This is a genomic window from Bacillus sp. CBEL-1 (assembly GCF_004348885.1).
Taxonomy (GTDB): Bacteria; Bacillota; Bacilli; order Bacillales; family Bacillaceae_H; genus Priestia; species Priestia aryabhattai_A.
Genome location: NZ_SBIM01000013.1, coordinates 622,762 through 646,582, shown reverse-complemented (window position 1 = coordinate 646,582; position 23,821 = coordinate 622,762). Strand labels below are relative to the sequence as shown.

Annotated in this window: 36 protein-coding genes and 1 riboswitch; of the genes, 25 read left to right on the top strand and 11 right to left on the bottom strand. The window is 36.2% G+C overall.

Annotated elements, in window-relative coordinates:
* On the top strand, positions 1-951 hold the full coding sequence (locus EPL02_RS13320; RefSeq protein ID WP_131887976.1) for an L-lactate dehydrogenase: 951 nt from the start codon (positions 1-3) through the stop codon (positions 949-951).
* Positions 952-1,010: 59 nt separating this feature from the next.
* Here EPL02_RS13320 and EPL02_RS13315 read toward each other — a convergent pair whose 3' ends face one another.
* Positions 1,011-1,460, bottom strand: coding sequence for a hypothetical protein (locus EPL02_RS13315; RefSeq protein WP_094913281.1), 450 nt, complete (start codon positions 1,458-1,460; stop codon positions 1,011-1,013).
* 120 nt (positions 1,461-1,580) lie between these two features.
* Here EPL02_RS13315 and EPL02_RS13310 point away from each other — a divergent pair, with 120 nt between their 5' ends.
* From EPL02_RS13310 to EPL02_RS13285, 6 genes are all read left to right on the top strand, one after another.
* Positions 1,581-1,802 (top strand): DUF1659 domain-containing protein, encoded by a 222-nt coding sequence (locus EPL02_RS13310; RefSeq protein WP_094913282.1) that lies wholly within the window; start codon positions 1,581-1,583, stop codon positions 1,800-1,802.
* A 15-nt stretch (positions 1,803-1,817) separates the two neighbouring features.
* Positions 1,818-2,030 (top strand): DUF2922 domain-containing protein, encoded by a 213-nt coding sequence (locus EPL02_RS13305; protein ID WP_094913283.1) that lies wholly within the window; start codon positions 1,818-1,820, stop codon positions 2,028-2,030.
* 64 nt (positions 2,031-2,094) lie between these two features.
* Entirely contained in the window at positions 2,095-2,514 is a 420-nt protein-coding gene (locus tag EPL02_RS13300; protein WP_094913284.1) for a BlaI/MecI/CopY family transcriptional regulator, read from the top strand.
* A complete protein-coding gene (locus tag EPL02_RS13295) occupies positions 2,511-3,332 on the top strand; it encodes a M56 family metallopeptidase (protein WP_131887975.1) in 822 nt (273 codons plus the stop codon). The genes EPL02_RS13300 and EPL02_RS13295 overlap by 4 nt, the downstream gene beginning before the upstream one ends.
* A 64-nt stretch (positions 3,333-3,396) precedes the next feature.
* Positions 3,397-4,113, top strand: a complete 717-nt coding sequence (locus tag EPL02_RS13290) for a DsbA family protein (RefSeq protein ID WP_131887974.1) — start codon at positions 3,397-3,399, stop codon at positions 4,111-4,113.
* Positions 4,110-4,511 carry a disulfide oxidoreductase gene (locus EPL02_RS13285; protein WP_131887973.1) on the top strand — a complete coding sequence of 134 codons (402 nt, stop codon included), beginning with the start codon at positions 4,110-4,112 and terminating at the stop codon, positions 4,509-4,511. Before EPL02_RS13290 ends, EPL02_RS13285 begins: the two co-directional genes overlap by 4 nt.
* Before the next feature lie 98 nt (positions 4,512-4,609).
* Here the strand turns inward: EPL02_RS13285 and EPL02_RS13280 are convergent, their stop codons facing one another.
* Entirely contained in the window at positions 4,610-5,092 is a 483-nt protein-coding gene (locus tag EPL02_RS13280; protein WP_131887972.1) for a DUF2798 domain-containing protein, read from the bottom strand.
* Between the two features lie 154 nt (positions 5,093-5,246).
* Here EPL02_RS13280 and EPL02_RS13275 point away from each other — a divergent pair, with 154 nt between their 5' ends.
* The 4 genes from EPL02_RS13275 to EPL02_RS13260 all read left to right on the top strand — a co-directional run bounded on the left by EPL02_RS13275 (position 5,247) and on the right by EPL02_RS13260 (position 7,339).
* Entirely contained in the window at positions 5,247-5,402 is a 156-nt protein-coding gene (locus tag EPL02_RS13275) for a YvrJ family protein (protein ID WP_094913289.1), read from the top strand.
* 111 nt (positions 5,403-5,513) lie between these two features.
* Positions 5,514-5,993: a hypothetical protein gene (locus EPL02_RS13270; RefSeq protein ID WP_094913290.1), complete on the top strand. Its 480-nt coding sequence runs from the start codon at positions 5,514-5,516 to the stop codon at positions 5,991-5,993.
* Between the two features lie 325 nt (positions 5,994-6,318).
* Complete coding sequence (locus EPL02_RS13265; RefSeq protein WP_131887971.1) at positions 6,319-6,576, top strand: CD3324 family protein; 258 nt, start codon at positions 6,319-6,321, stop codon at positions 6,574-6,576.
* A 127-nt stretch (positions 6,577-6,703) separates the two neighbouring features.
* On the top strand, positions 6,704-7,339 hold the full coding sequence (locus EPL02_RS13260; RefSeq protein ID WP_131887970.1) for a FusB/FusC family EF-G-binding protein: 636 nt from the start codon (positions 6,704-6,706) through the stop codon (positions 7,337-7,339).
* Positions 7,340-7,364: 25 nt separating this feature from the next.
* Here the strand turns inward: EPL02_RS13260 and EPL02_RS13255 are convergent, their stop codons facing one another.
* Positions 7,365-7,841: a GyrI-like domain-containing protein gene (locus EPL02_RS13255; protein ID WP_131887969.1), complete on the bottom strand. Its 477-nt coding sequence runs from the start codon at positions 7,839-7,841 to the stop codon at positions 7,365-7,367.
* Between the two features lie 203 nt (positions 7,842-8,044).
* Between EPL02_RS13255 and EPL02_RS13250 the strand changes: the two genes are divergently transcribed.
* A complete protein-coding gene (locus tag EPL02_RS13250; RefSeq protein ID WP_094913294.1) occupies positions 8,045-8,479 on the top strand; it encodes a hypothetical protein in 435 nt (144 codons plus the stop codon).
* Between the two features lies 1 nt (position 8,480).
* Here EPL02_RS13250 and EPL02_RS13245 read toward each other — a convergent pair whose 3' ends face one another.
* Entirely contained in the window at positions 8,481-8,708 is a 228-nt protein-coding gene (locus EPL02_RS13245; protein ID WP_094913295.1) for a hypothetical protein, read from the bottom strand.
* Between the two features lie 132 nt (positions 8,709-8,840).
* On the opposite strand from EPL02_RS13245, the gene EPL02_RS13240 reads away from it, so the two are divergent.
* Positions 8,841-9,839 (top strand): NADP-dependent oxidoreductase, encoded by a 999-nt coding sequence (locus tag EPL02_RS13240; RefSeq protein WP_094913296.1) that lies wholly within the window; start codon positions 8,841-8,843, stop codon positions 9,837-9,839.
* Positions 9,840-9,884: 45 nt separating this feature from the next.
* Here the strand turns inward: EPL02_RS13240 and EPL02_RS13235 are convergent, their stop codons facing one another.
* Positions 9,885-10,514 carry a YitT family protein gene (locus tag EPL02_RS13235; RefSeq protein ID WP_131887968.1) on the bottom strand — a complete coding sequence of 210 codons (630 nt, stop codon included), beginning with the start codon at positions 10,512-10,514 and terminating at the stop codon, positions 9,885-9,887.
* Positions 10,515-10,817: 303 nt separating this feature from the next.
* On the opposite strand from EPL02_RS13235, the gene EPL02_RS13230 reads away from it, so the two are divergent.
* Entirely contained in the window at positions 10,818-11,570 is a 753-nt protein-coding gene (locus EPL02_RS13230; RefSeq protein WP_131887967.1) for a GTP pyrophosphokinase, read from the top strand.
* An 18-nt stretch (positions 11,571-11,588) separates the two neighbouring features.
* Here EPL02_RS13230 and EPL02_RS13225 read toward each other — a convergent pair whose 3' ends face one another.
* Together EPL02_RS13225 and EPL02_RS13220 are read right to left on the bottom strand one after the other, a co-directional pair.
* Entirely contained in the window at positions 11,589-12,023 is a 435-nt protein-coding gene (locus EPL02_RS13225) for a hypothetical protein (RefSeq protein ID WP_094910540.1), read from the bottom strand.
* Between the two features lie 127 nt (positions 12,024-12,150).
* Complete coding sequence (locus EPL02_RS13220; RefSeq protein ID WP_094910539.1) at positions 12,151-12,717, bottom strand: GNAT family N-acetyltransferase; 567 nt, start codon at positions 12,715-12,717, stop codon at positions 12,151-12,153.
* Positions 12,718-12,939: 222 nt separating this feature from the next.
* On the opposite strand from EPL02_RS13220, the gene EPL02_RS13215 reads away from it, so the two are divergent.
* A complete protein-coding gene (locus tag EPL02_RS13215; RefSeq protein ID WP_131887966.1) occupies positions 12,940-13,737 on the top strand; it encodes a sulfite exporter TauE/SafE family protein in 798 nt (265 codons plus the stop codon).
* A 36-nt stretch (positions 13,738-13,773) separates the two neighbouring features.
* Here EPL02_RS13215 and EPL02_RS13210 read toward each other — a convergent pair whose 3' ends face one another.
* The 3 genes from EPL02_RS13210 to EPL02_RS21205 all read right to left on the bottom strand — a co-directional run bounded on the left by EPL02_RS13210 (position 13,774) and on the right by EPL02_RS21205 (position 15,948).
* On the bottom strand, positions 13,774-14,451 hold the full coding sequence (locus EPL02_RS13210) for a class D sortase (protein WP_131887965.1): 678 nt from the start codon (positions 14,449-14,451) through the stop codon (positions 13,774-13,776).
* A gap of 1 nt (position 14,452) precedes the next feature.
* Complete coding sequence (locus EPL02_RS13205; RefSeq protein ID WP_131887964.1) at positions 14,453-15,559, bottom strand: processed acidic surface protein; 1,107 nt, start codon at positions 15,557-15,559, stop codon at positions 14,453-14,455.
* A gap of 257 nt (positions 15,560-15,816) precedes the next feature.
* Positions 15,817-15,948 (bottom strand): hypothetical protein, encoded by a 132-nt coding sequence (locus EPL02_RS21205; protein WP_256993296.1) that lies wholly within the window; start codon positions 15,946-15,948, stop codon positions 15,817-15,819.
* 249 nt (positions 15,949-16,197) lie between these two features.
* Between EPL02_RS21205 and EPL02_RS13200 the strand changes: the two genes are divergently transcribed.
* From EPL02_RS13200 to qoxD, 10 genes are all read left to right on the top strand, one after another.
* Positions 16,198-16,446, top strand: coding sequence for a YueH family protein (locus tag EPL02_RS13200; protein WP_131887963.1), 249 nt, complete (start codon positions 16,198-16,200; stop codon positions 16,444-16,446).
* A gap of 200 nt (positions 16,447-16,646) precedes the next feature.
* A riboswitch (Fluoride riboswitch) is annotated at positions 16,647-16,706 on the top strand.
* A gap of 51 nt (positions 16,707-16,757) precedes the next feature.
* Positions 16,758-17,165 carry a fluoride efflux transporter CrcB gene (gene crcB / locus EPL02_RS13195; protein WP_094910534.1) on the top strand — a complete coding sequence of 136 codons (408 nt, stop codon included), beginning with the start codon at positions 16,758-16,760 and terminating at the stop codon, positions 17,163-17,165.
* Positions 17,162-17,515 carry a fluoride efflux transporter CrcB gene (gene crcB, locus EPL02_RS13190; RefSeq protein ID WP_094910533.1) on the top strand — a complete coding sequence of 118 codons (354 nt, stop codon included), beginning with the start codon at positions 17,162-17,164 and terminating at the stop codon, positions 17,513-17,515. Before crcB (EPL02_RS13195) ends, crcB (EPL02_RS13190) begins: the two co-directional genes overlap by 4 nt.
* Before the next feature lie 170 nt (positions 17,516-17,685).
* Positions 17,686-18,030, top strand: coding sequence for a rhodanese sulfurtransferase (locus EPL02_RS13185; protein WP_094910532.1), 345 nt, complete (start codon positions 17,686-17,688; stop codon positions 18,028-18,030).
* Positions 18,031-18,067: 37 nt separating this feature from the next.
* Positions 18,068-18,328, top strand: coding sequence for a metal-sensitive transcriptional regulator (locus EPL02_RS13180; RefSeq protein WP_025909953.1), 261 nt, complete (start codon positions 18,068-18,070; stop codon positions 18,326-18,328).
* A 163-nt stretch (positions 18,329-18,491) separates the two neighbouring features.
* Positions 18,492-19,019, top strand: coding sequence for a hypothetical protein (locus EPL02_RS13175; RefSeq protein WP_286175437.1), 528 nt, complete (start codon positions 18,492-18,494; stop codon positions 19,017-19,019).
* Positions 19,020-19,580: 561 nt separating this feature from the next.
* On the top strand, positions 19,581-20,552 hold the full coding sequence (gene qoxA / locus EPL02_RS13170; RefSeq protein WP_131887960.1) for a cytochrome aa3 quinol oxidase subunit II: 972 nt from the start codon (positions 19,581-19,583) through the stop codon (positions 20,550-20,552).
* Between the two features lie 38 nt (positions 20,553-20,590).
* Complete coding sequence (qoxB, locus tag EPL02_RS13165; RefSeq protein ID WP_094910529.1) at positions 20,591-22,534, top strand: cytochrome aa3 quinol oxidase subunit I; 1,944 nt, start codon at positions 20,591-20,593, stop codon at positions 22,532-22,534.
* Positions 22,534-23,142, top strand: coding sequence for a cytochrome aa3 quinol oxidase subunit III (gene qoxC / locus EPL02_RS13160; RefSeq protein WP_094910528.1), 609 nt, complete (start codon positions 22,534-22,536; stop codon positions 23,140-23,142). Before qoxB ends, qoxC begins: the two co-directional genes overlap by 1 nt.
* 3 nt (positions 23,143-23,145) lie before the next feature.
* The gene (gene qoxD / locus EPL02_RS13155; RefSeq protein ID WP_025909958.1) at positions 23,146-23,454 is read left to right on the top strand and encodes a cytochrome aa3 quinol oxidase subunit IV; all 309 of its coding nucleotides are present in this window, start codon (positions 23,146-23,148) and stop codon (positions 23,452-23,454) included.
* A gap of 39 nt (positions 23,455-23,493) precedes the next feature.
* Here qoxD and EPL02_RS13150 read toward each other — a convergent pair whose 3' ends face one another.
* On the bottom strand, positions 23,494-23,820 hold the full coding sequence (locus EPL02_RS13150) for a hypothetical protein (RefSeq protein WP_131887959.1): 327 nt from the start codon (positions 23,818-23,820) through the stop codon (positions 23,494-23,496).
* Position 23,821 lies beyond the last annotated feature (1 nt).

Sequence of the window (23,821 nt, the reverse complement as noted above, 5' to 3'; positions counted from 1 at the left end):
ATGGGAAGGAAAGTTGGAATTATTGGATGTGGAAATGTTGGCTCAGCGACAGCTTTTTCATTAGTTAATCAGCAAGCAATAGAAGAATTGGTGCTTGTGGATTGTTTAAAGGAAAAAGCGGAAGGTGACGCGCTTGATTTACAGGATGCAACTGTCACTGCGTCTGGGTTTACAAACGTATATGCAGGTGGATTGGTCGATATTAAAGATGCAGATGTGATTATTATAAGCGTTGCCGGTCCGAGACCTCAAAAAGGTGAAACGAGGCTTGATGAACTAAAAGCAACTGCACCTATTATTATTGAAGTAGTTACAACTCTAAAAGAGCTTGGTTTCTCAGGCTGTTACGTTGTAGCCACAAATCCATGTGATGTTATTACATACCATGTATGGAGTTTGTCTGGACTGCCAAGAGAGCGTGTAATTGGAACAGGAACCTTGTTAGATAGTTCGCGTCTTCGGCGAGTTGTTGCAAATGAACTCAAGGTAAAGCCACATGACGTTCATGCGTATATGCTTGGCGAACATGGCGATTCGCAGTTTGCACTATGGTCACATTCAACAATTTTTGGACAAAAACTAGAAGATTACTACCAACATGAGCAGTCTACTTTAGATAAAGAAAAAATTGAAAAAGGAGTGATCAAACTAGGTTTTGAAATCTATTGGCTAAAAGGAAATACGGAATTTGGTATTGGAAACGCGATTGCACAGCTAACCAAAGCCATTGTCAGTAACGAACGAGCTGTTTTTCCAGTTTCTACGATATTGCAGGGAGAGTATGGCTTACATGACGTAGCTATTAGTATTCCATCTGTTATTGGAACCGGAGGAATTGAGAAACGAATTCCTCTTCATTTATCACTAGAAGAACATCGTAAGCTGGAATATTCAGCAACCATTATTCAAACAGCAATTTCTGCAATCCATTCTGAAAAAATAGAGCAATAAAAAAGCACGCTTTTCTAAAAAGCGTGCTTTTTAACGATGGATTATCGTAAGTACATGGCTTATACTAAATAAAATAAAGTTTTCGCTTGCTCAGTCTTTTTAAAAATTTCTATAGTTGTAATAAGCAAAAAAGCAAAAGCAACGCTCGAGGCTAAAAGGGAAATACGTAAAAATAAACGCTTCCTTTTGAATAACCGATAAATAAGAAAAAGTATAATTCCCATTAACACCATACAAGCAATACCAAGTTGGATAGAGAGTTTTGCTAACTCATCAATGGTTTCTTTAAATAAGAGTAGGCCTTCATTGTTAAGCTTTGTTTCAGAAATGTTTGTTTTTTCTTCATGGTTTAATACCCCAATATCCCACTTTTGAGAAGGTGCATCATTATATACTGTGTAATAAAACGGCCCGAGCTTTTGTTCATCAACGTGATGGTTACTTGCTGAGACATGTGAAGCAATAGGCAAGGTGAGTAAAAAAATAAGCAGTGAGATCCATCTTTTCATAGTTAAAATCCTCTTTCTCTATCACAATCTTCTTTTATTATAAAGGAGATTTTTTTTTGTATCTATCATCCCTCGGTCCTATTTAGATTTCTATATATAAGGCGAAAGGGGAAATGAAGAATGGCAGAAAAAATTCAGGAAAAAAGCCAGCTTCGTATGACATTTCACAACGGGGATAAGGAGGATGGAACGATGATTTTAAAATCCAAATTATACTCAAATATCGCACTAGCTTCTTCACCTGATGCGTTGCTAACAGCTAGTAAAGCTATTGCGAGTCTACAGCTACTGCCACTTGTTGAAGTGGCAGAAGTCGTAACATATACGCTTGTAAATGAATGATAGAGGGGGAGCTAAATGAAAACATTAACGATGCAATTTTTGAATTTAGAACAAAAAACAGTGGGTATTTCAATTGAGCAACCAAAAGAAGGACTTGAAGCTACTGACATTGGCGCAGTAATGGATCAGATTCTAGCAAGCAATGTTTTCACATCAAATGGTGGAACGCTTACATCAAAAAAAGGCGCACAGATTATTGAGCGAAACATAACAGAATTTGAAATCTAAAGATGCTTTGCCTTGACCAAAAACCACCTCCGCACTACAATGAGTAGTGTGAGGTGGTTTTTTTATGAAGATTCAACAGTTTAAGTTTAAGGAAAGTGGCTTGAATCGTTTTTTTGGACCTCTAGAAGCAAAGGTAATGGAATGTATATGGCGTGGAAAACAAATGACTATTAAAGATGTTCAAATTGCCCTTGAAAAAGATAAGGTAGTTAATTTCAATACGGTTATGACCGTTATGAATCGTCTTGTAGAAAAAGGGCTATTGGACAAGCGCGTAAAAGGAAGAGTTTCCGTTTATCAACCTGTGCTGTCACAGCAGGAATTTTTAGAAGGGCAATCTAAGGAATTAACGTCTGAATTAATTGATGAATTTGGACTCTTGGCCGTGAGTCATATGCTAGATGCAGTAGAAGAAGCAGATGAAGAGCTGCTTTTGCTTTTGGAACAAAAAATTAAAACGTTAAAAGCGAGCGAGGAAATATGAATAAAAAGCAATCTCTTATTCTTTTTTACGCATCCATACTAGTAGCCATTAGTTTGCTTGTACAAATGACAGTTTATCTCATAGATCCAGATCACCATTTAAATGTGTTTACTCTATGCTATCACGCTGTAGAGCATATCGGTTGGAAGTGGGCACAGTATGTTTTATATGGGTTTGTGGTTTACACTCTTTTGCTGGTTTTCTGGAAGCTAACTAAACAGCTTTGGCTTTTGTCCCAATTTCATTATCAAATCAAAGTCAGTAAAGTATCAAACTTAACTTGTTACATAGACAAGCATGAAAATATTTATCAAGGGGTTATTGTAGTCAAATCCCCCCGTCCGTTTGCTTTAACCAAAGGATTTCTGAAGCCTCAAATTGTTGTTTCAACGAACTTAGTTAATCTGTTAAATGAAAAGGAACTTGAAGCAGTGTTATATCATGAGGGGTTTCATGCGCGCAATAAAGATCCACTGAAAATTTTTCTTTTATCATTATGCGCGTCCGCACTGTGGTATCTCCCTGTGCTTAGGTGGAGCAATGAACGTTACAAATTAATAAGTGAACTGTTAGCTGATCGCGCTGCAATTAATTCACTAGATTCACCACTTCCAATTGGAAGTGCGCTTTTAAAGCTGATTAAGTACCAAAGGGAGCAAGCTTCTTGTGCATATGCACCCTTTGCGGAAACAGCAGTAAATTATCGCATAAAGTGCTTAGTAAATCCAAGGATGACTATCACCTGGAACATTCCAACATTCACGATGGTAAAGTCAGTGACAGTGTTTGTACTGCTTTGGTCAGTATTTGCTTATTAATGCATGAATAAAATATATTGAGAAAGAGGTGAAAGCTGCTTCTATTTAAGTTGCAGCAAGCAAAATGGCAAAGTCAAAGAAAAAAGGAAAAACAGGAGCTCAAAAAAAGCAGTCTGCAAATTCTAAATGGTTGTTTTGGACAATTGGAATTGTGAGCGTCGCTGTTTTAGCGTTTATTATCTTTGGTAATATCAATAAAGGCAGTGAACAAGCTGATATTAGTTACGAAAATCAACCATTTTTGGGGAAAGAAAATGCACCAGTTGAAGTAATTGAATTTGGTGATTATAAATGTCCTCATTGTAAAGAGTTCAACAACACGTTCTTTCAATTGATTGATCAAGATTACATTCAACCAGGCAAAGTGAAGTTTTACTTTATGAACTATGCCTTTATTAACGTAGACTCAACTCGTTCGGCTCAGTTTGCTGAAACGGTTTACAAAGAGCTAGGCAATGATACATTCTGGAAGTTCCATAAGTTGCTTTACGAGAAGCAACCTGATTCAGCAGGTGCTGAAACGCAGGATATTTTTACAGATCAATTTTTACAAGATACCCTTAGTGAGGTAGCAAATGAGGAAGATGTGCAAAAAGTAGTGAAAGCTTATGAAAACGAAGAGTTTAAAGAAGCGTTCCGAAAAGACATGTCTTATGCCAAAAAACTAAATGTTTCTGGAACACCAGCTCTTTTTGTAGATGGAAAGCCGTTTGAAGGATCAACTGCTGAAGACTTTGATAAGATGGTTAAAGAAGCAGCTGAGAAGAAGGGACAAGAATGAAAAAAACGTTAATAGGAAGCTGGATTGTTGCAATTGTTGCAACTCTTGGCAGCTTATCGTTTAGTGAATTATTTAATTTTATTCCATGTACATTTTGCTGGTATCAGCGAATTTTAATGTATCCACTTGTGCTCATTTTAGGCGTAGCTGTATATGAACAAAATGACAGAATTTATAAATACGTACTGCCTTTTTCAGTGGTAGGTATGCTTGTATCAGGCTATCACTATGCATTACAGAAAATACCTGCATTACAAGCGTTTGAAACATGCACAAGCGGTATACCTTGCTCAGGTCAGTATATTAATTGGCTTGGTTTTATTACAATACCATTCTTAGCATTTGTCGCGTTTACAATCATTACAGTTTTAATGGTAATGTTAAAAAGACAAAAATAAGTAAGAGACCCTAAGTTGTTAGCTTAGGGTCTCTTACTTATTTTTAAATAAAATATGTTCTAAATAAACACATTATACATTAACTAAAGGTACTGTCCTTACAAAGAAGAGGCTTGTTTAATAGAAAGAAATCTTGAAAAGAGAAATCGGACAGCAGGTCCTACAATAAGAATCTGTGCTGGGTAGGCGATCATTATATTTTTTGTAAAAATTGTAAAGAAACTAGTTAGTACATGTTGATTTGTCAGAGAACCAGCGATAGATGCATGAATAAGTCCATAGATTGACATGAAAAACACCATTCCTATTACCATGCAAGTAGATAAAGTTAAGATCATATAAAGTTTCTTCTCTTTCTTAAAAGGTAGCGAAAAGACAACTTTGTGAGCTATAGGGCCTACTATTATTAATTCAAGTGCAAGAGCAATAATAAAAATAATTATCATTTCTTTTAGCATTTGCAGCGGGGTTAGCACGTCCAGCATTCCACTTAGCATGAAATTATACGTTGTCATAATAAACACCATACCTAGGCACATCATCATCCCAAAATAAACTTCCTGTTTTTTTGTTGTTGGCATATTATAATCCTCCTTTTGAATTCTTTGTTAAGTATAGAGATTTCAAAATTCCTTCGTAAGTGAACATTGTGTGAACTTTTTAATGTGTGTATCCCTTTGTAAGAGAGAAGTCTCTATATATACAGCAGTAGAGCATTAAAGGGGGAAAGATAAAATGACGGATTGGCTTTCTTTAATTTCAGACGTTGGCTTTCCGGTTGTAGTGACGTTATATTTGCTACATCGGATTGAAGCAAAGCTTGATATGGTTGTAACGTCAATTCAAAAGTTACCGTATGAGCTAAGACAGCGGGAAAATAAATCAACTTAAAAGTGGAGAAATATCCATGTGTTAGTAAAATAGAGGAAAAAAGCTTTTTGCATTTATGGACATGTTATACTTGGTCTAGCTGTTAAGATAAAAAGTGGAGGGATTCAAGTAATGAACATATACCCTGACATCGCAACAAGCTATGGAGCAGATTTAATAGCATGTGAAAACCAATTTGAAGCAAGCTATTATTATCATGAAGTGAGAGAGCAGTGCTTACAAAAGTTAAAAGAAATCAGCAAGTTAGTTGATGAATTTGACTTGGACTTTTCACCAGACAGTTTAAAGATAATTGAACTTCTATATTATGATGTAGAAGAGCAGCATTCTTTTTCATTTTTTAATCTGACCAAAGAAGAGTTTGAACGTTGTTTAGGCGTTTATTTAGGAGAAGTTGTAGTCAGAAATATTGAAAAAGCTCGCTGGGTTGTTCGTGGATATCCTCTTGACTCTACCAAGTTTGTAATGGGAATTGAAAAAGGAAAGTTTGCGTTAATGCTTCCCTATGGATATCGCGAGCATAAGGAGCGTTACCCTCGCTTTCGATTTACTCTTTATCGAGACTTTTTACAATTTAAGAACCGTAACTAATTCTGAAAAATAATGTAGCTGAACATAAAATCATTAATTATAGATTGGATAAAGAGAAAGAAAAGCCGAGAACATTTTCTCGGCTTTTTTCATGAATATGGATGGAGAAATGGTATAATTAGGTGGATATCTCGTTTTGGGGAGGTGATCGGGAATGGTAAACAGCTGTTTACCTGCTTCTGTCCGTACTCATGCAAAGCCTACAAATGGAAAGGCGATACTTTGCATGGGGATAAACGCTTGATTAAGTCGCCCATTGCTTAGTTCACTTCATTTAATAGGCTTTGCCACCTTATTTATAGTAAAGAATAAGGAGCGAGCGGAAATGAAATATGTGAACGCAACGACGGTTTTACCTACTGAGCTAGTTAAAGAACTTCAGAAATATGTTCAAGGAGAAACAATTTATGTGCCAAGTACAACCCGAAAAGAATGGGGAGCGTGCTCAGGTACGCGAGAGTGGACGAAAAAACGAAATTGTGACATTAAAACAGCATTTCAAGAAGGCCATACAATATATGAACTAGCAGAGCAATACTTTTTATCTGTTGAAACAATTAAAAAGATTGTCTATAAAAAGTAGTTATGAAGGCGCTCATCAAATGATGAGTGCTTTTATGTATATCTTTTTTTAGAACTGTTTTTGCCATGTTAGCAAAGTGACTTGAGCATATAATAAGAAGTAGAATAAAAGAAAGGCTTGATTTAATATGGAAGCATTTATTAATCATCATCAATACAACCTTATACGTGAGCAAGTAAAGTTAATCTCTGACAGTTATGCGAAATCTAATAGTCACGACGTAACAAGTGCTATTAAAGCACTAGCCGCTGAGCGAGTGTTTAATCAATTTGAAGAGCTAACACCGTTGCAAAAAGATATCTTGTCACCTATTTCAATGTTGTCAGACAGTAAGGAAGGCGAGCTGCTGCTCAATCACTTAAGTTCGCTGCTCATTCCTTTTCCACAAATGAGCGAAACAACAATTAAAAAGCTATTTAAAAAAATAAAAAAATTAAAGGTGCCTGCTACAATTAAAGACAATCTAAACTTCTGCTCCTATATTGGGTGGAATGATTATGGAGCCAATAAAAAATATCTTATCGTAGAACATCATGGAAAGTTAATTGGAGTTGCGGGTGAATTTAACCGTATTCAGGATAAAGGTGTATGTACCATTTGTCATCGTATTTCTGATGTAGGGTTATTTATGAACCAGAAAAAAGCAAGCTCAGACGGCACGTTTACAAAGCGTGGAAACTATATTTGCCAAGATAGTGAATGGTGTAATAATCACTTAACAAATCGAGATAAGTTAACTGAATTTATTGAGTGGTTATATTAAAAAGCGAGGAGTAAATCCTCGCTTTTTATTGACCAATTTTTATAGGAATATAAATCTTTATTACAATATCTTTATCAACGTTAAAGTGTGTAGATGTATCAACTATTTCTAAAGTCGGTCCAGGGATTGCTTGATATCCTGATTGAGAGAGCCAATTTTTTTGAATCATTTCGTAAGTTTTATCAAGGCTTTTAAACGTCCCTTTGTGCTCATATTGTATATATGTATAAGCGGGAAACGTGTGAACATTCATTCCTTTTGGGATAGTGGTTGAATCGTTTACTTCTATACCAGCGATATAAAAATAGTCGTTTTCACATGGAGGGAGACAAATCCCTGTCATGATATAATCATGCGTTCGATGAGGAATAGTACTTTGATTCTGTTCCATCTGCTCCCAAAGAGCTCTTACTATCTCGTCATCTCTTTTATTGAGTTTAGACCTTTTTTGAGCAACACCAACTACTGAAAATCCTTCTTTATAAACGATTTGACCTTGCATAATCCACCTCGTATGTAATGGGATAAAGTGAAGCTTATCGTGATTTTAACATACAATGAGGCATTGGAAAACAGATAAAAAAAGGTGAAATAATTCCTCTTTACATAAAATGTAATAAATGTGTATAGGACATAATTGGCTCTAGTATATATTCAATAATGTCTATTCTTCATTGATGAATCGAATATAAAGGAGCGAACGCTATGATTAGTTTATTCAAAAGCCGAATTCAAATGTCTGCTACCCAAACTACGAACTCTTTATCGATTCCGTTTAACACTGAGACAACAGTTTTAACACTTGCTGTGCCTACAACCATTCCTCAGCAGCCCAAAAAAATCGATGGAATTGTAGGAGTAGAAGCGAATATTCCACTGGGACTAACAAGCTATGAGTATGGTGTGACGATGCGCTTGTATCGAAATGGTCAACAGCTAATGAGCCAAAACCTACGCCAAGGTGCAGCTGCGGTATTAACGCTGGGATTCATTCAAAATAATACTATCCCTTTTTCATGGGTAGATCAAAATGCTGTTCAAGGAACGAATACGTATACCGTGACGCTTCAATTCTTTACACGTTCAACAAGCGGAGTGACCATTCAAACAAATACAAGAAGCCTAAACGTTATCTCCTAGCTCAGCAAAGTTCGAAGTGATAGTTAAACCAATAATCCTCTTGAATGTTGCGAGTATTAGAAGCAAGGATATGCTCTTTTCCTTCCTCATCTAGTGCTAACCAGTTATAGTTAATGTCCATTTTAATAGAGTAAAAATGTCCTTCTTTAAACAAAATGACGGGAGGGGTTACTTCTACATAATCATTTAGTTTCTTAACAACGTCTTGTTTACAACGAATAAGTTCCATAAAATCGTTTCTCCTTTATCCATATGTATAGCATATTCTTTGCATTATCGCACGCACTCTCTTTACAATAAGAGAAGCAAGGTTATTTTAACATATTTAAAAAAAGAATCAGAATGAAAAGGAGCGAGACAAATGAATGAACAAATTATCTTTGCCAAAAGACCAGCTGGAATGCCAGAAGCAGATACATTTCAATTTGAAGAAATCCCCATGCCAGAAGCAAAAGAAGGAGAGGTAGTTGTTCAAACTCTTTATTTGTCAGTGGATCCTTATATGCGCGGACGAATGAATGACCAAAAGTCTTACGTACCCCCATTTCAAGTTGGTGAACCTTTTGTCGGTGGAATTGTTGGACGAGTTATTCAAACAAAGTCAAGCTCATATAAGCAAGGGGATATTGTAACAGGGTTACTACCATGGCAGCGTTATACGGTCGTGTTAGATGATCATATACAAAAAATAGACCCTGAACTCGCTCCGGTTTCAACGGCACTAGGAGTATTAGGGATGCCAGGTCTAACTGCTTATTTCGGACTTTTAGATATTGGTCAGCCAAAAGCTGGCGAAACGGTAGTTGTTTCCGGCGCAGCAGGAGCAGTTGGAATGATTGTAGGTCAAATCGCAAAAATAAAAGGCGCACGCGTAGTTGGAATTGCAGGTGCTGAAGAAAAAATTGCTTATTTAAAAGGCGAACTTGGCTTTGATGCAGTTATTAACTACAAAACAGATAACGTAAAAGAGGCTTTAAAAGAAGCATGTCCAAACGGAGTAGACGTATATTTTGAGAACGTTGGTGGCGAAATTTCAGATGTGGTTGCAGGGCTTCTAAATAAGCATGCACGTATCCCACTATGTGGACAAATTTCTCTTTATAATTTAGAAAAACCGGATGTTGGTCCTCGTATTCAAACACAGCTTTTAATTAACAGTGCTTTAATGAAAGGGTTTATTGTGGCTGATTACGCAGATCGCTTTCAAGAGGGAATTCAACAGTTAGGGGAATGGGTGCAGCAAGGAAAGCTCAAGTATCGTGAAAATATTGTAGAAGGATTTGAAAACGTTCCAGAAGCATTTTTAGGATTGTTTAGTGGTGCAAATCTAGGAAAGCAGCTTGTAAAAGTAGCCGAGTAACGGCTTATATTAAAAACCCAGCCTTTATACAAAGCTGGGTTTTTGTTAAAGAACAGACACCGTTTGCTGTTCCTCTGTACTTTCTTGTTTGTGATTACGCTCAATAGCTGAGCGTTTATGGTAACGACCAAGTAACCCTGTCATAATGAAAATTGCTAATAGAGAATAAAGCACCTGAATGACTCCAAATACGGCAGTTGCTGATCCAACAATAAAAAGATCCGTAATAAGCATCGTTTTTCCAGGATTCACTCCAAACTTTTTGTCTAAAAAAACGCAAAGCATATTAATACCACCAAGTGAAGAGCCGTTTCGGAATAAAATAATAAGCCCAATTCCAATGATAATACCTGCTGTAATTGCAGAGAGTAGTGGATGAGGTAGCTGAAATGACAACATGCTTGCAAGAATATCTGACATAATAGACATTAAGCTAACGCTTATGAAGCTTCGGATTGTAAACTGCAAACCGATTTGAGTAATGGCCATGAAATAAAATGGTAGGTTAATAATAAAGAAAAGCATGCCAAATGAAATGTTACTTAATTGTTCAAGTACAATCCCCAATCCTGCTGTTCCGCCAATAACGAGGCTTGAAGCAGTTAAAAATTGAATGCCAGCTGCAACGAAAAAGCATCCAACTGTAATCCATATCCATTGTTTCACCCTGTTCATTTTTACTACCCCTTTGTATATAAATTAATTTTTTTGTATATAAATTCTCGTTTTTGATATCACAAGTCTTATTGTACTACAAAAAAAATGCTTTGTATCTATAATTGTAAGAGATTCTAACACAATTATAAAAAGTAAGATAATTTAAATTAGTTTAACTTTTCTGTGTATAATTGGAACCTTAGAATGAATATAAAATGTATATTTGGAAAATAGAAAAGGTGAGCAGAAATTTGTGTAAAGCGTTTCCTAGTTGGTAAAATAAAAGCGTAGTGTATTAGCTAAAAGAAGAAAAGAGGCAGCATGAAGATGAATCATTCCGTTGATGTAACACAATTAAAGACAATGAAGCAAACATTAACAAGATTTATGATGGCTTATAAGTTTGCTTTAGATGAAATGAGCACGAAAATCAATGTATTAAAACAAGAATTTGAATATGTACATGATTACAATCCAATTGAACATATTAAAACGCGTTTAAAATCGCCCGAAAGCATTCTAAAAAAAGTGTATCGAAAGAACGGAGAGTTATCTTTAGATTGGATTAAAGAAAATTTAAAAGATATTGCAGGCATTCGAGTAACGTGTTCTTTTATCTCTGATATATATAAGCTTCGCGATATGATTCAAAGTCAAAAAGATATTAAAATCGTTGAATGTAAGGATTACATAGAAAGCCCAAAAACAAATGGATATCAAAGCTTGCATCTTATTATTGAAATCCCGGTCTTTATGTCTGATAGGCAAGAAAATGTATTTATCGAGCTTCAAATCCGTTCTATTGCTATGGACTTCTGGGCCAGCCTTGAACATAAAATTTACTATAAATATAATAAAAAGGTTCCAAAGCAGCTGATAGATGAATTAAAAGAAGCGGCAGTTACAGCAGCTGAATTAGATCGTAAAATGGAAAAGCTTCATGAAGAAATCAATTACTTAAAGCTTGTAGATGGTGAACAAGAAGAAGCAAATGAGCTTGAGATTAATCACGTCAAATTTCCTTTACCAGAAGAATTACTAAAGCTTGTAATAAACAATAAAAAAGAAGGTTGAACGCATTCAACCTTCTTTTTAGAAAATGATGATAAACTCATGAATAAGTAATAATAGCAAGAAGAGAGTTACAATGAGGTGTTGGTTATCGGGAACAAGATTTTTTCTAATTGGGGGCAGTAGTTTACTGGTTTTACTATAAAGCTGCTCATATTCATGTTTTGTTACTCGGTGAGCACCTAAGATGTACGGAAACCACCAAGTAAAGATGTGAGAAATAAATAAGATAATAGTAATAATAAAAGCTAGCTTAGTGGTAAAAGGTGAGTTGATGTACAGACAGCATCCAATGACTAAAAGAGGGAGATATTGATAGAACAGTTCGCTTTTGCGATGGACGGACGTTTTCTTTTGAAGATCGTTAAACGGATATAAAGGACATAAGTTTTTAATTAGTAGATAGATGAAAAATAAGGCAACCACTAATAAGTTCCATGCATGTAAAGAGATCATTGAGCTCACTCCTATGATGTTAGCTTATTATATATATACGATTTTCAGTAGTAAACATTCTGAATAAAGCATGGTTTAATTTATGGTAAAAAGCCACGTTAGCGCATGACAGCGCCAGCGTGGCTTTTTATAATGTTGTTTCTTTTGAATTTAGCTTCTTCCATTCATGCTGAAGAAGTCCATAAATCACAAGGTCATGGTAATGGTCATATAAATACTCTCCATCACGGCAAATACCTTCTTCGGTAAAGCCTAATCGTGTGGGAACGGCACGGCTTTTGTAGTTATCAACGCCACAGCGAATTTCGACACGGTGAAGTTTCAGCGTATCAAAGGCATAAGTAAGGCAACCTTGTACAGCTCTAGTCATAATGCCTTTTCCTTGAAATTGTTCACCAATCCAATAGCCGAGGCTCGTGCTTTTATTCCCCCAGTTAATTGCATGAAATCCAACCATGCCAGCAATTTCATCATAGTAGCGAATAATTGCTTGAAAACCTTGATTGTTATAATATTGAGTTCGCCATTCGGGAATTAAATCGTCATAGTCGGAGATGCTTCTCATGCTGTCAACCCAGGGTAACCACTCTCGCAGGTAAGGTCGTGATTCATTTACAAGAGATAAAAGTGGAAATGCATCACTTGGCTCAATTAACTGTAAACTAATCTCATTATCAATTTTATACTCGAACATAAAACAACCTCCGAAATCAATAAGAATAGGCTATAGATATAGTTTCATCATAGCATATTTATAAACTATTTTTTTGAATTTTTATATGGTTCAGAATGATTTTTAAGACATAAAAAGTTAAATAAATGGTAAGAATTATCCTACATGAAAACAAGACAGTGCTATAATAAGAAAGTATGAACTACTAATAAGGCTGCATTTTGTAATTTAGAAGGTGACAAGATGGACGTACAATTATTACTGACAGTATTTGCATTAGGATTTTTAGGCTCATTTTTAGCGGGTATGCTTGGCATTGGAGGCTCAGTTATTTTATATCCAGTTTTACTTTTTGTACCACCTCTTATTGGAGTAGGGGCATTTACAGCGCATGAGGTAGCGGGAATCGGAGCAGTACAGTCTTTATTTGCATCAATTTCTGGAACGCTTGCCTATAAAAAAGGCGGCTTTTTACATAAATCACTTATCATTTATATGGGAACGAGCGTATTGCTTGGAAGCCTCATCGGTTCAACTCTGTCTAATTCATTTTCAGAAGATGTCATTAATTTAATTTATGGAGTAATGGCTACGATTGCAGCAATCCTTATGTTTGCACCTAAGGGGCCAACAAAAGCAGAGTACGAAATGGACGTCTGGTTTTCAAAAAAACTAGCTGTCCCACTTTCTCTATCCGTAGGTATATGTGGAGGGATTGTGGGAGCAGGTGGTGCTTTTCTGCTTGTTCCAATTATGATTACCATATTAAAAATACCAGTAAGAGTGACAATTGCTAGTTCGTTAGCAGTAACTTTTTTATCTTCCATTGGGACAACCTTCGGAAAAGTGGCTACGGGACAAGTTTTATTACTACCTGCACTGATGATTATTGGTGCAAGCTTATTAGCAGCGCCAGTCGGAGCTTTTGTTGGTCAAAAGACAAAAGTGAGTTCGCTCCAAGTCGTTTTAGCGATAGTTATTACCGCAACTTCGTTAAAAATTTGGTTTGATTTACTTAAAAAATCAATTTCTCTTCATTGAATAAAAAAAGATAGCGTCATTTATACGCTATCTTTTTTATGTGGTTTCTGATGAAATAAGGTGTGCTACTAAGATGTAGCGTTCTGGCGCAGAGCCTATAAAGTTAAAAGGGTAGCAAGTGCTGACCGTTAGTGTGGCTCGGGGCTTAGGAACAATTACCGTACGGTCATCGGCATCGACAATTCGCACTTTATTAACTCGGTAGGTAAATGAACCAGCCGCTGTATGAACTAATAACAAGTCTCCTTCACCCACTTCACCTAGTTTTCGAAAGACAGTATCACGGTGGCCCGACAACACGGAATTATCGCTTTCTCCAGGCAACACGCTGTCTGCAAAATGACCAACGCCTTTTTCTAGCTCATCTTCGTTAGTACCATGATAAATGGGAAGAGTGGCATTTAGCTTAGGAATTTCTAGTTCACCCATCAAGTCTCCTATTTTAGGCTGTGAAGGATAGGATGCATCGCTTTTTTTAATTTGCTTTACTGAATTACTGCTTTCTTTCGTTAGAGGTTGTTCTGTTTTTGCTTCAGTTGGCTCTGTTACTTGCGGTTCAACAGCTCCTGTTTTATAAGCAAAGTATCCTTTGGCAAATTTATAAGCGTTAGTAGTTGTAAACCATAGGCCAAAACAAAGCACTCCTACAGTAATGGAAAGAAAAATCAATCGCTTTTTGCGACTGATTTTTCCTTTTGAACTTCTTGGTTCCATGTTATGCTCGTCTCACTTTACGATATGAAACAAATGCTAACAGAACAATAGATGCTCCAATTAAAGTGTTTAATAAATAGTTTGAAGCCGTATTTGGTAAGCGAGCCCCTTTAACAGTCTTCTTTACTTCAGCTTTTTTTACTTCTGTTTTTTGAGTCTTTTCTTTAACAGGTGCTTGTTTTACAACGTTATTTACGTTTTGAGCAGATTTTTCAATGCTCTTTCCTGTATTTGCAACCGTATCTGAATCAACCATTTCCCCTGTGATAATCATATCAGCTAAAAATTTGCCGTCAGCTGTATATAGGTTAATCTTTAAGCTAGCATTTTTTAATTCTTTCATATTCATTAAATCGAATAAAGAAAGCGGCTTTTCAGTTCCATCTTGAATCAACGTATAAGTTGCTTTCATTTTAAAGATAGAAAGCATTTCGTTGTAAATTGACATTAATTCCGCAATTTGATCAGAAGTTAGTTCGGTTGTTGTATCAAAATCTTCAAAAGCTGCTAGACGCTCAGCAAGTGCCATTAAGCGATTTAACGTTTCTTCATTTGCAAGCTCATCTTCAATTGACATTAAGTGGTCGTTAATACGCTCTAACTCTTCACGCGTTAACCCAAACTCGTCTTCTAACATTTGTAAAGCGGATTCAAAATCGTCAGTGCTAATTTCGTCCGTATATTCTTCATCATCAGCGTAGTCGAATTCATCTTCTAAATAGAAGAAAACTGTTTGATCTAAATCATCAACAAATACATAATCATTTAAATCTTCACCATTTTCTTCTAATAGTGATTGAAGTGATTTTTGATTTAAGTCATAGCTTTCATAGATAAAGCTTAAATTACTTAAGTCGCTCTTAATGACTTCACCTAAAAACTCTTTTAATTCTTCCACTGTATCAAAGTTTGATAATTCCTCATCATAAAGTGAAAGTGAAAACTCGATATCTTCTTTGGAAACATCAAATCCACGAGTAGTGCTTACAGTTGTTAAGTAGTTCTTCAAGTCTGCTTCAAACGTCTTGGATTGAGCAGCAAACGATACACCAGGAAAACTACTAACCATCAGTAATAAAGCCAATAAAATTGAAACACCTTTTTTCATCTCGTATTCTCCTTTTTATGTAGTCTAGAAGATTATAAGTTATGAGTAATATTTTTACAATACTAGATATTAAAGTTTTTATATGGAAAATAATAACTTATACACGGAAAGTTAATGTATTAAAAAAACAGCTCACCTCTTTTCTATTAAAAAAGAGGTGAGCTGTCTTTATTCGTAAATGTTACCGCTCTCTATTTAGGGTAGCTAAAAAAGGGGAGAAAAAGAGCGTATGTAGTGATATTCGTTACCGTTACGTTTTAAGGCTTTAGTAATGAAAGGGTTGAAAAATGAGAACGAGGCTTTGTAAGCTCAATTTTTATCCCTTTTAGTTTTAAACGCTCAACGAACTGTTTGCGCTTTTGACGTTTTTCTTTTGGGGAACGATCCATTGTTTACCTCAACCTCCATTTAGTTAGGTACATCTCAATATACTCATCATACCAAAAAAATGCATATATACAATAAACATTGCAAGATATTCACAAAGATTTAAAATATGAAACATTACTTTCTCTTTAACTAGTATTCTATACCCTGTTTTTAAACCCTTTAACATTGAAAAAGAAGCTAATGCGCATTGATGTTTCTTTATGTGTGTCGTATGATACACATAAAGCTTATATAGAGGTGATAAGTAGATGAAAATTCGTAAAGCACATATTCGCATAGACGAAAAAGTCATTGAAAATGTATTTGTTCATGAAAATAAAAAAGAAGAACAAACGCTAATTGCAATTCCAGATGTGGAATGGTCAACCATTATCCCTTATGAAGAAGAAATTCAAGAGTGCAAAGACCGACTACGGGCATCGTTAGCTTCTAGAGTTAGCGGAGAGGTAGCGGAGCAACTAACAAACAAAATTAACTTTTGGGTACGAGAGATGTAAAAAGAGCAACTGAAAGAATAATAATACCTTTTACTTTATTTTAAATATACAGGCATTTAAATGTACTACATAGTGATTCTAAAATCATAAGACTTCTCAACCCAACCTTGCGTTGCAGATTGAAACCGTTACTTTCTTTGGGTTTCCATGGTTAGCTCTTGATAAATGAAGTGGATTTTGCAAAAATGAATGTAGGATGGAAAATAAAAGGCGATGGAGTTCGCCAAAACTGCTGCAGAGCTAATGACTCCTACCCATATACAGGGTAGGAGTTTATTTTTTTGTTCATAATTAAGGAAGAGGTGAAGAAGATGAACTATTTATTAGTAGGTATAGGAGGAATTTTTGGAAGCCTGCTTCGTTATTATCTGGGTGTATTTACACACTCATGGTGGGCATACACTTTTCCATTAGGAACGTTAATAACGAACCTAATTGGCTGCTTTATTTTAGGGTGGTTTACATATCGAATGATTAAAATGAACGCATTTCCTCCTGCCGTTTTAGCAGGTATTGGTACAGGAATCGTGGGATCTTTCACGACATTCTCTACCTTTAGCGTTGAAACGGTTACTTTAATACAGAATGATACTTTGCTGTTGGCTTTTCTTTATGTAGGACTTAGTTTATTTGGTGGTTTACTGATGTCTTGGTTTGGTTACCAAGTAGGAAACCGTTCAGCAAATAAATTGAAAAAGAAAGGAGAACAGCTTCTATGACGGCTTTACTCATTGCTTTGGGAGGTTTTTTAGGGGCTATAGCTCGGTATGTACTAAGTACGTGGATGAATCAAAAATCGACTACAGGTTTTCCAGTTGGTACTTTATGTGTCAATTTAGTCGGTTCATTTCTACTTGGAATCCTTGTTGGAAAAGGAGTAGGGTCTGGGCTGTATTCTTTTTTGGGAGTTGGGTTTATGGGAGCATTTACAACATTTTCGACGTTTAAACTGGAAAATATACACCTTCATGAAAAGAAAATGCATACCGTCTTATTTCCTTATTTGGCGTTTAGTTATATTGGAGGTATTGTATTAGCATTTATAGGAATCTTAGTCGGTGCTCTTTAAAAAAATTTAATTTTAACAGATGGTGATTTAGATAAAAGCTAATTTATTTTTTCTTCACGTCTTTTCTATATTAAAACTATATTATGAAGAAACTTTTTTATTGACGTATGTTCTAAAGGACAGCTATGATGATACTAATATGGGTATGAAGTTACGTCGGGGAGGATACAATGATACTACTTTATATTGGTGTAAGCTTATTTTGTTGTGCCATTATGTTTAGTTTATATAATCGTCATGTGCCCGTTCATGGAATTAAGAAGCTTTCTACGCTCGACTGTGAGACTACGGAAATTGCAGTTGTAGATGTTCGGCATTTTCATGAAATGAAACATAAACCTTGTCAGAAAGCCATACACATTCCACTACCGTATTTGGAAAGGCAGCATGTTGAAATTCCATCAAAACAAGTAGTGGTTATTGTACCCGATACAATTGCAAGAAACTTAAGCATTCGTAAGTTGCAAAAGTATGGTTATCAAGTGAAGGGATATTGCTGTGCATGTGAAGGCTAAGTCATTAGTAACGCACAAAGTATAGGAGGGATACTGCGTGAATTATACTGACCAGACTAAAAATCGGTTAAAGCGGGTTGAAGGTCAAGTGCGAGGCGTGCTGCGTATGATGGAAGAAGATAAAGATTGTAAGGACGTTGTAACACAATTATCAGCTGTTCGAAGCGCAGTCGACCGAACAATTGCTCAGATTGTTGCGCTGAACTTAGAACAATGTATTGTTGAAAGACAGCAAGCTGGAGAAGAGACTGCAAAAGTCGTAGAAGAAGCAATCGCTTTATTAGTAAAAAGTCGATGAGTAGAAAAGTTATCTGACGAAAGTCTGATAGCTTTTTTTTTGATTTTCATGCATAATTCGTACATGTTATTTTTTAACGTCACTCATTAAATGGAAAGGAGCGTGAACACCAATTCGAAAGTTTAAGCGATTCTTATTTCTAATCATTCTTATAGGTGTTGTTGTGGGAGGTATTGAATTTTTTAGATATCCAATTCAAAGCAACGCTAAGGATGTTGAAGAACATATAAGAAAATGGAAAGGGATGGGGGACATTAACGGTTCCAAAAAGCTTGACATTCGAGAAATTCAAAAAATTAGCGGTTCGGACACATATGTTGCGCTCTTCACTATTCCTGGTAACGGAGAAGGAATGGCCATTTTAAAAGAAGGATGGAGCAAAAGGTTACGAATTGAAGTGATGACAAAAATGAACAATCTTGTTGAATATGATGACATACATACAAGCAAAGGAACGTATGCGCTATTTTTAGGGAAGAATCCAAGCAAACAGATACATCGAGTGAAGGTCTCGCTTGTAAATGAAAATTACACGTTTGATATTAAAGTTCCCAGAGGAGAATATTTTATTTCATATCAACCTGTGCCAAAATACGTTAAAAAGCCATTTCCAGCGGATCTTATCCTATTGAATAATTCAGGAGATGACATAACTATTAAAGAATATATGGATCAAGAGCTGCGCGAATAATGCGCAGCTTCTTTATTGTGTAGACAACATACATGTCAATTTTTGAACTTTTTGTGAAGTATATAACAAAAGTATTTAATGTGTAATATACTGTAAATGGGCGGTCATCAAACCTAATAAACTTGAATAGTGATTGACACATTTCTGTATGAATTTTGTCACAAAATATTCAATAATAGTTGAAACCCCTTTTGTATCAAGGGTGATTGCGTTTACATTACATGAATTACCTTCAAAAAGGTAAGTTTCGGTAAGAAAATGCAACATTCATCCTTTTATTTACATTTATTCCTTGTCGAATATATGCTAAAATATCGCAAGGATTGAAGTGTTCTTTGACCTCATGTTTTTACACTATTTTAGAATATTTTCAAAATAAGAAAATCGACAAAAAGTGACGAAAAAATTGTCACTTTGTATTACAATAGTAATGGTTGATGTATGACATGAGTTTAAAGAGATTTTGTATTAAAGCTTTCTATAGTTAACTAGATAGAAAGTTTTAGAGATGATCTAATGTAGAGGCTTCGCATCATGAGTTGTTAGAAAGGAGAGTTTTTAGTGAAACCAAAAAAAGGATTTTGGAAGCTAGCAGGTTTATTCTCTGCACTTTCAGTATTTTTCTTGAGCGGCTGTTCAGAATTAGCCGTTTTGAATCCTCAAGGTCCTGTCGCTAAAGAACAAGCTGACCTTATTGTTTGGTCGCTTTGGATGATGGCGATTGTGGTCGTAGTAGTATTTGCAATCTTTGCTTATGTACTTATTAAATATCGTGAAAGACCTGACAACATGGACTATGAGCCACCAGAGCAAGAGGGTAACTTAAAGATGGAGATTATCTGGACTGCGTTCCCGATTATTATCTTAATTCTTTTAGCAATCCCAACTGTAAAATCGATTTATGCTCTTGAAGAACCACCAAAAAATGAGCAAACAAAAATTGAAGAACCGTTAACAATTCATGTTACTTCAGCAAACTGGAAATGGATTTTTAGTTATCCGGAAGAAAACATTGAAACAGTTAACTATGTAAACATTCCAGAAGATCGTCCAGTTCGTTTCGAATTGACGTCTCAAGGTTCAATGAACTCATTCTGGGTACCGGAGCTTGGTGGACAGAAGTATTCAATGAACAACATGGCAATGGATTTATACCTTCAAGCAGATAACCCAGGTTCTTATATCGGACGAAGTGCTAACTTCTCAGGTGAACACTTTACAGATATGGAATTTGAAGTGTTAGCCCAAACTCATGAAGACTATGAAGAGTGGGTTGACGAAGTTAAAGCAACAGCTAAGCCATTAACTGAAGAGAAGTATGATGAAATTATTGAACCAGGTGTAGTAGGTCGTATGACGTTTAACGGTACACACTTAGAGTGGGTTAACCATGCGAAAGATGCATACATCCCTGGTAAAGTAGACGAGCGCGGTATGAACATGGGACATGGAAATCATAACCATGGAAGCGACGATAGCAAAAAAGAAAGCCATGACGAGCATGAAGGTCATGATGAACATGCAGGTCATTAATAAGGGCCTAAATAAACGTACGATTGGGGGAAGACATAATGAAGCTAGATGAATTCTTTGTCACTGGCGATCCCGTCATTTATGCAGCTGACGCAGCGATTGTCTTGACAACCATCGGTATCATTTTTGTCTTAACATATTTCAAAAAATGGAAATGGTTATGGACAGAATGGTTAACAACAGTAGACCATAAAAAACTTGGTGTAATGTATATTCTTGCAGCCGTCTTAATGCTTTTCCGTGGCGGTGTAGACGGACTTATGATGCGTATGCAGTTAGCGTTCCCGGATATGAATATCCTGAACCCGCATCACTATAACGGTGTATTTACAGCTCATGGTGTTATCATGATTCTATTCATGGCAATGCCATTCTTGATTGGTTTAATGAACGTTGTAGTTCCGCTTCAAATTGGAGCGCGTGACGTAGCATATCCGTTCTTAAATGCAGTAAGTTTCTGGACATTCTTTATGGGAGCTATGTTATTTAACATCTCTTTCGTTATTGGAGGAGCTCCAGATGCCGGTTGGACATCGTATTTTCCACTGGCCGGAAAAGAATTTAGTGAAAGTATAGCGAACAACTACTACGCAATTGCTATTCAGATTGCCGGTGTTGGTACGCTAATGACAGGTATTAACTTCTTAGTTACAATTTTAAAAATGCGTGCACCAGGCATGACGTTAATGAAAATGCCAATGTTTACTTGGTCAATTTTAATTACGTCAATTATCATTATCTTTGCGTTCCCTGTATTAACAGTAGCGCTTGCGTTAATGACGCTTGATCGTGTATTTGGCACAGCATTCTTTACCGTTGCCAACGGCGGTCTCCCAATGATGTGGGCAAACCTATTCTGGATTTGGGGACACCCTGAAGTATATATTGTAATTTTACCAGCATTCGGTATTTTCTCTGAAATCATTAGTACACATTCTCGTAAGAACCTATTCGGTTATAAAGCTATGGTTATCTCAATGGTTGGTATCGCGTTCTTAAGTTACATTGTATGGGTTCACCACTTCTTTACAATGGGTAACGCACCAGCTGTTAACTCGTTCTTCTCGATTACAACGATGTTAATCGCCGTTCCAACCGGGGTTAAAATATTTAACTGGCTCTTTACGATGTATAAAGGCCGTATTAAATTTACAACATCTATGCTATGGTCATTAGCATTTATCCCGAACTTCGTTATCGGTGGGGTAACTGGGGTAATGCTTGCAATGGCTTCAGCTGACTATCAGTATCATAATAGTTACTTCCTAGTAGCTCACTTCCACTACGTATTAATCTCAGGAACAGTATTTGCATGTTTCGCTGGATTATACTACTGGTATCCAAAGATTTTCGGTCACACGTTGAACGAAAAACTAGGAAAAATCTCTTTCTGGATCTTCGTTGTTGGATTTAACGTATGTTTCTTCCCACAATATTTCCTAGGTCTAGATGGTATGACTCGTCGTATGCAAACTTATTCAGAAACATTAGGTTGGGGAACATTAAACTTAATTTCAACAATCGGTGCTTTCTTAATGGGTGCAGGTTTTATCGTATTGGTTGTAAATTTACTTTGGAGCGCTTGGAAAAACAAACGCGACACTGCAAACGACCCATGGGATGGACGTACGCTTGAATGGTGGACTAAATCACCAGTTCAACACTATAACTTTGCGGTAGTTCCACATGTGAAAGAAATGGATGAGTTCTGGCACATGAAAAAACGCGGAGAAACAGAAATTAAAGAAGAAGACATTAAACCAATTCACTTACCAAGTAACTCAGGTATCCCATTCATTTCAGGTGTATTCTGGTTCATCGGTGGATTTGGACTTGTCTTTGAATGGATGCCAATGGCTATCTTCGGATTAATCGGAATTTTAGCTTGTCTAGTTGCACGTTCATTTGACTATGATGAAGGCTTCTATGTTCCGGTAGATGAAATTAAACAAACAGAAGGTATTACAGGGGGTGACAAATAATGGGTGGACATTTAGATAAATCTTTACCACTCGAGTATCAAGATCACCAGGGCCGAATGAATATTCTCGGCTTCTGGATTTTCTTGGGTGCGGAAATTGCACTGTTCTCTACGCTGTTTGTCACGTATTTAACGTATCACACTCGTACAGCTGGAGGCCCTGGACCACAAGATTTATACGTTGTTGAAACATTTATGATTCAAACGGTTTTACTATTGGTAAGTAGTTTCACAATGGGAATCGTTGTCTGGCATATGCGTAACAATAACTTAAAAGGTTTAATCACTTGGCTTGTTATTACGCTATTACTAGGTGCAGGATTCTTGTACTATGAAATTGAAGAGTTCATTCTTTACGCAGCACACGAAGGTGCAACAATGCAAACTAGTGCATTCTTGTCTTCATTCTTTGCGCTGTTAGGAACACATGGACTTCACGTAACGATGGGTATTGGTTGGGCAATTTTACTTATTATCCAGTTAGTAAAGCGCGGCTTAACGCCTGTTACAGCAAGAAAAGTATTTATTATCGGTTTATACTGGCATTTCCTTGACGTAGTATGGATTTTCATCTTTACGTATGTATACTTGAACGGATTGGTGGGATAAGACATGGAAAACAAACAAGGCCAAAAAGCAGGATTTCCGCTTAGTCATGTAATGGGGCTTATCCTTTCTTTAGCACTAACGTTTGCAGCGCTTGGATTAGTTATGTTAGCTGACTTATCAAGAGGCGTAACGATGACACTAATCTCAATTCTTGCGTTCTTACAAGCAGCTATGCAGCTTGTAATGTTCATGCACATGACTGAAAGTGAAAACGGCAAGGTACAAGTTGCAAATATGCTTTATAGCTTCTTTATTGCACTATGTATTGTTGTTGGTACGCTTTGGATTTTAGCAGATCACTTTAACCATTAATACAAAAAGCCACTTACGCAAAAGTAAGTGGCTTTTTTATTATTCATTGGCAGAAGCTTTATATCGAAGCGTTTGATAATGACCTGTGGCGACTCGGTCAACCACTTCGCCATCTTCATTTGTATATACCTCGTATTCTTCATAAACTTCAACATCAAACCCATTAATTCTCTCAGTTGTTATAAGTACATTTTTTAAGCTCATTTCAATGCTTTCTTCGCTACTTGAAGCCTCTATCTCACCGCTGTCTAAAGAAAGAGGAGAAACGGTTTCAAAGTATTCCTGAGATTCGTTGTCCATGTAGCTAATCACAACGATTATTCCAATAAAAAAAATTCCTAAAAACAGCATACGAGCTGATGTCATC

Excerpts from the sequence above, each read along its gene's own strand:
- EPL02_RS13225 (WP_094910540.1), bottom strand. The coding sequence starts at position 12,023 with ATGATCTCTTTACATGCATGGAACTTATTAGTGGTTGCCTTATTTTTC.
- EPL02_RS13300 (WP_094913284.1), top strand. The coding sequence starts at position 2,095 with ATGAAGATTCAACAGTTTAAGTTTAAGGAAAGTGGCTTGAATCGTTTT.
- EPL02_RS13205 (WP_131887964.1), bottom strand. The coding sequence starts at position 15,559 with ATGAAAAAAGGTGTTTCAATTTTATTGGCTTTATTACTGATGGTTAGT.
- EPL02_RS13295 (WP_131887975.1), top strand. The coding sequence starts at position 2,511 with ATGAATAAAAAGCAATCTCTTATTCTTTTTTACGCATCCATACTAGTA.
- EPL02_RS13275 (WP_094913289.1), top strand. The coding sequence starts at position 5,247 with ATGACGGATTGGCTTTCTTTAATTTCAGACGTTGGCTTTCCGGTTGTA.
- EPL02_RS13280 (WP_131887972.1), bottom strand. The coding sequence starts at position 5,092 with ATGCCAACAACAAAAAAACAGGAAGTTTATTTTGGGATGATGATGTGC.
- qoxD (WP_025909958.1), top strand. The coding sequence starts at position 23,146 with ATGGAAAACAAACAAGGCCAAAAAGCAGGATTTCCGCTTAGTCATGTA.
- EPL02_RS13215 (WP_131887966.1), top strand. The coding sequence starts at position 12,940 with ATGGACGTACAATTATTACTGACAGTATTTGCATTAGGATTTTTAGGC.
- EPL02_RS13315 (WP_094913281.1), bottom strand. The coding sequence starts at position 1,460 with ATGAAAAGATGGATCTCACTGCTTATTTTTTTACTCACCTTGCCTATT.
- EPL02_RS13150 (WP_131887959.1), bottom strand. The coding sequence starts at position 23,820 with ATGACATCAGCTCGTATGCTGTTTTTAGGAATTTTTTTTATTGGAATA.
- EPL02_RS13305 (WP_094913283.1), top strand. The coding sequence starts at position 1,818 with ATGAAAACATTAACGATGCAATTTTTGAATTTAGAACAAAAAACAGTG.
- EPL02_RS21205 (WP_256993296.1), bottom strand. The coding sequence starts at position 15,948 with ATGGATCGTTCCCCAAAAGAAAAACGTCAAAAGCGCAAACAGTTCGTT.
- EPL02_RS13230 (WP_131887967.1), top strand. The coding sequence starts at position 10,818 with ATGAAGATGAATCATTCCGTTGATGTAACACAATTAAAGACAATGAAG.
- EPL02_RS13235 (WP_131887968.1), bottom strand. The coding sequence starts at position 10,514 with ATGAACAGGGTGAAACAATGGATATGGATTACAGTTGGATGCTTTTTC.
- EPL02_RS13200 (WP_131887963.1), top strand. The coding sequence starts at position 16,198 with ATGAAAATTCGTAAAGCACATATTCGCATAGACGAAAAAGTCATTGAA.
- EPL02_RS13260 (WP_131887970.1), top strand. The coding sequence starts at position 6,704 with ATGGAAGCATTTATTAATCATCATCAATACAACCTTATACGTGAGCAA.
- EPL02_RS13245 (WP_094913295.1), bottom strand. The coding sequence starts at position 8,708 with ATGGAACTTATTCGTTGTAAACAAGACGTTGTTAAGAAACTAAATGAT.
- EPL02_RS13320 (WP_131887976.1), top strand. The coding sequence starts at position 1 with ATGGGAAGGAAAGTTGGAATTATTGGATGTGGAAATGTTGGCTCAGCG.
- crcB (WP_094910533.1), top strand. The coding sequence starts at position 17,162 with ATGACGGCTTTACTCATTGCTTTGGGAGGTTTTTTAGGGGCTATAGCT.
- EPL02_RS13265 (WP_131887971.1), top strand. The coding sequence starts at position 6,319 with ATGAAATATGTGAACGCAACGACGGTTTTACCTACTGAGCTAGTTAAA.
- EPL02_RS13290 (WP_131887974.1), top strand. The coding sequence starts at position 3,397 with ATGGCAAAGTCAAAGAAAAAAGGAAAAACAGGAGCTCAAAAAAAGCAG.
- EPL02_RS13250 (WP_094913294.1), top strand. The coding sequence starts at position 8,045 with ATGATTAGTTTATTCAAAAGCCGAATTCAAATGTCTGCTACCCAAACT.
- EPL02_RS13285 (WP_131887973.1), top strand. The coding sequence starts at position 4,110 with ATGAAAAAAACGTTAATAGGAAGCTGGATTGTTGCAATTGTTGCAACT.
- EPL02_RS13310 (WP_094913282.1), top strand. The coding sequence starts at position 1,581 with ATGGCAGAAAAAATTCAGGAAAAAAGCCAGCTTCGTATGACATTTCAC.
- EPL02_RS13210 (WP_131887965.1), bottom strand. The coding sequence starts at position 14,451 with ATGGAACCAAGAAGTTCAAAAGGAAAAATCAGTCGCAAAAAGCGATTG.
- qoxC (WP_094910528.1), top strand. The coding sequence starts at position 22,534 with ATGGGTGGACATTTAGATAAATCTTTACCACTCGAGTATCAAGATCAC.
- EPL02_RS13185 (WP_094910532.1), top strand. The coding sequence starts at position 17,686 with ATGATACTACTTTATATTGGTGTAAGCTTATTTTGTTGTGCCATTATG.
- EPL02_RS13255 (WP_131887969.1), bottom strand. The coding sequence starts at position 7,841 with ATGCAAGGTCAAATCGTTTATAAAGAAGGATTTTCAGTAGTTGGTGTT.
- EPL02_RS13240 (WP_094913296.1), top strand. The coding sequence starts at position 8,841 with ATGAATGAACAAATTATCTTTGCCAAAAGACCAGCTGGAATGCCAGAA.
- crcB (WP_094910534.1), top strand. The coding sequence starts at position 16,758 with ATGAACTATTTATTAGTAGGTATAGGAGGAATTTTTGGAAGCCTGCTT.
- EPL02_RS13270 (WP_094913290.1), top strand. The coding sequence starts at position 5,514 with ATGAACATATACCCTGACATCGCAACAAGCTATGGAGCAGATTTAATA.
- qoxB (WP_094910529.1), top strand. The coding sequence starts at position 20,591 with ATGAAGCTAGATGAATTCTTTGTCACTGGCGATCCCGTCATTTATGCA.
- EPL02_RS13220 (WP_094910539.1), bottom strand. The coding sequence starts at position 12,717 with ATGTTCGAGTATAAAATTGATAATGAGATTAGTTTACAGTTAATTGAG.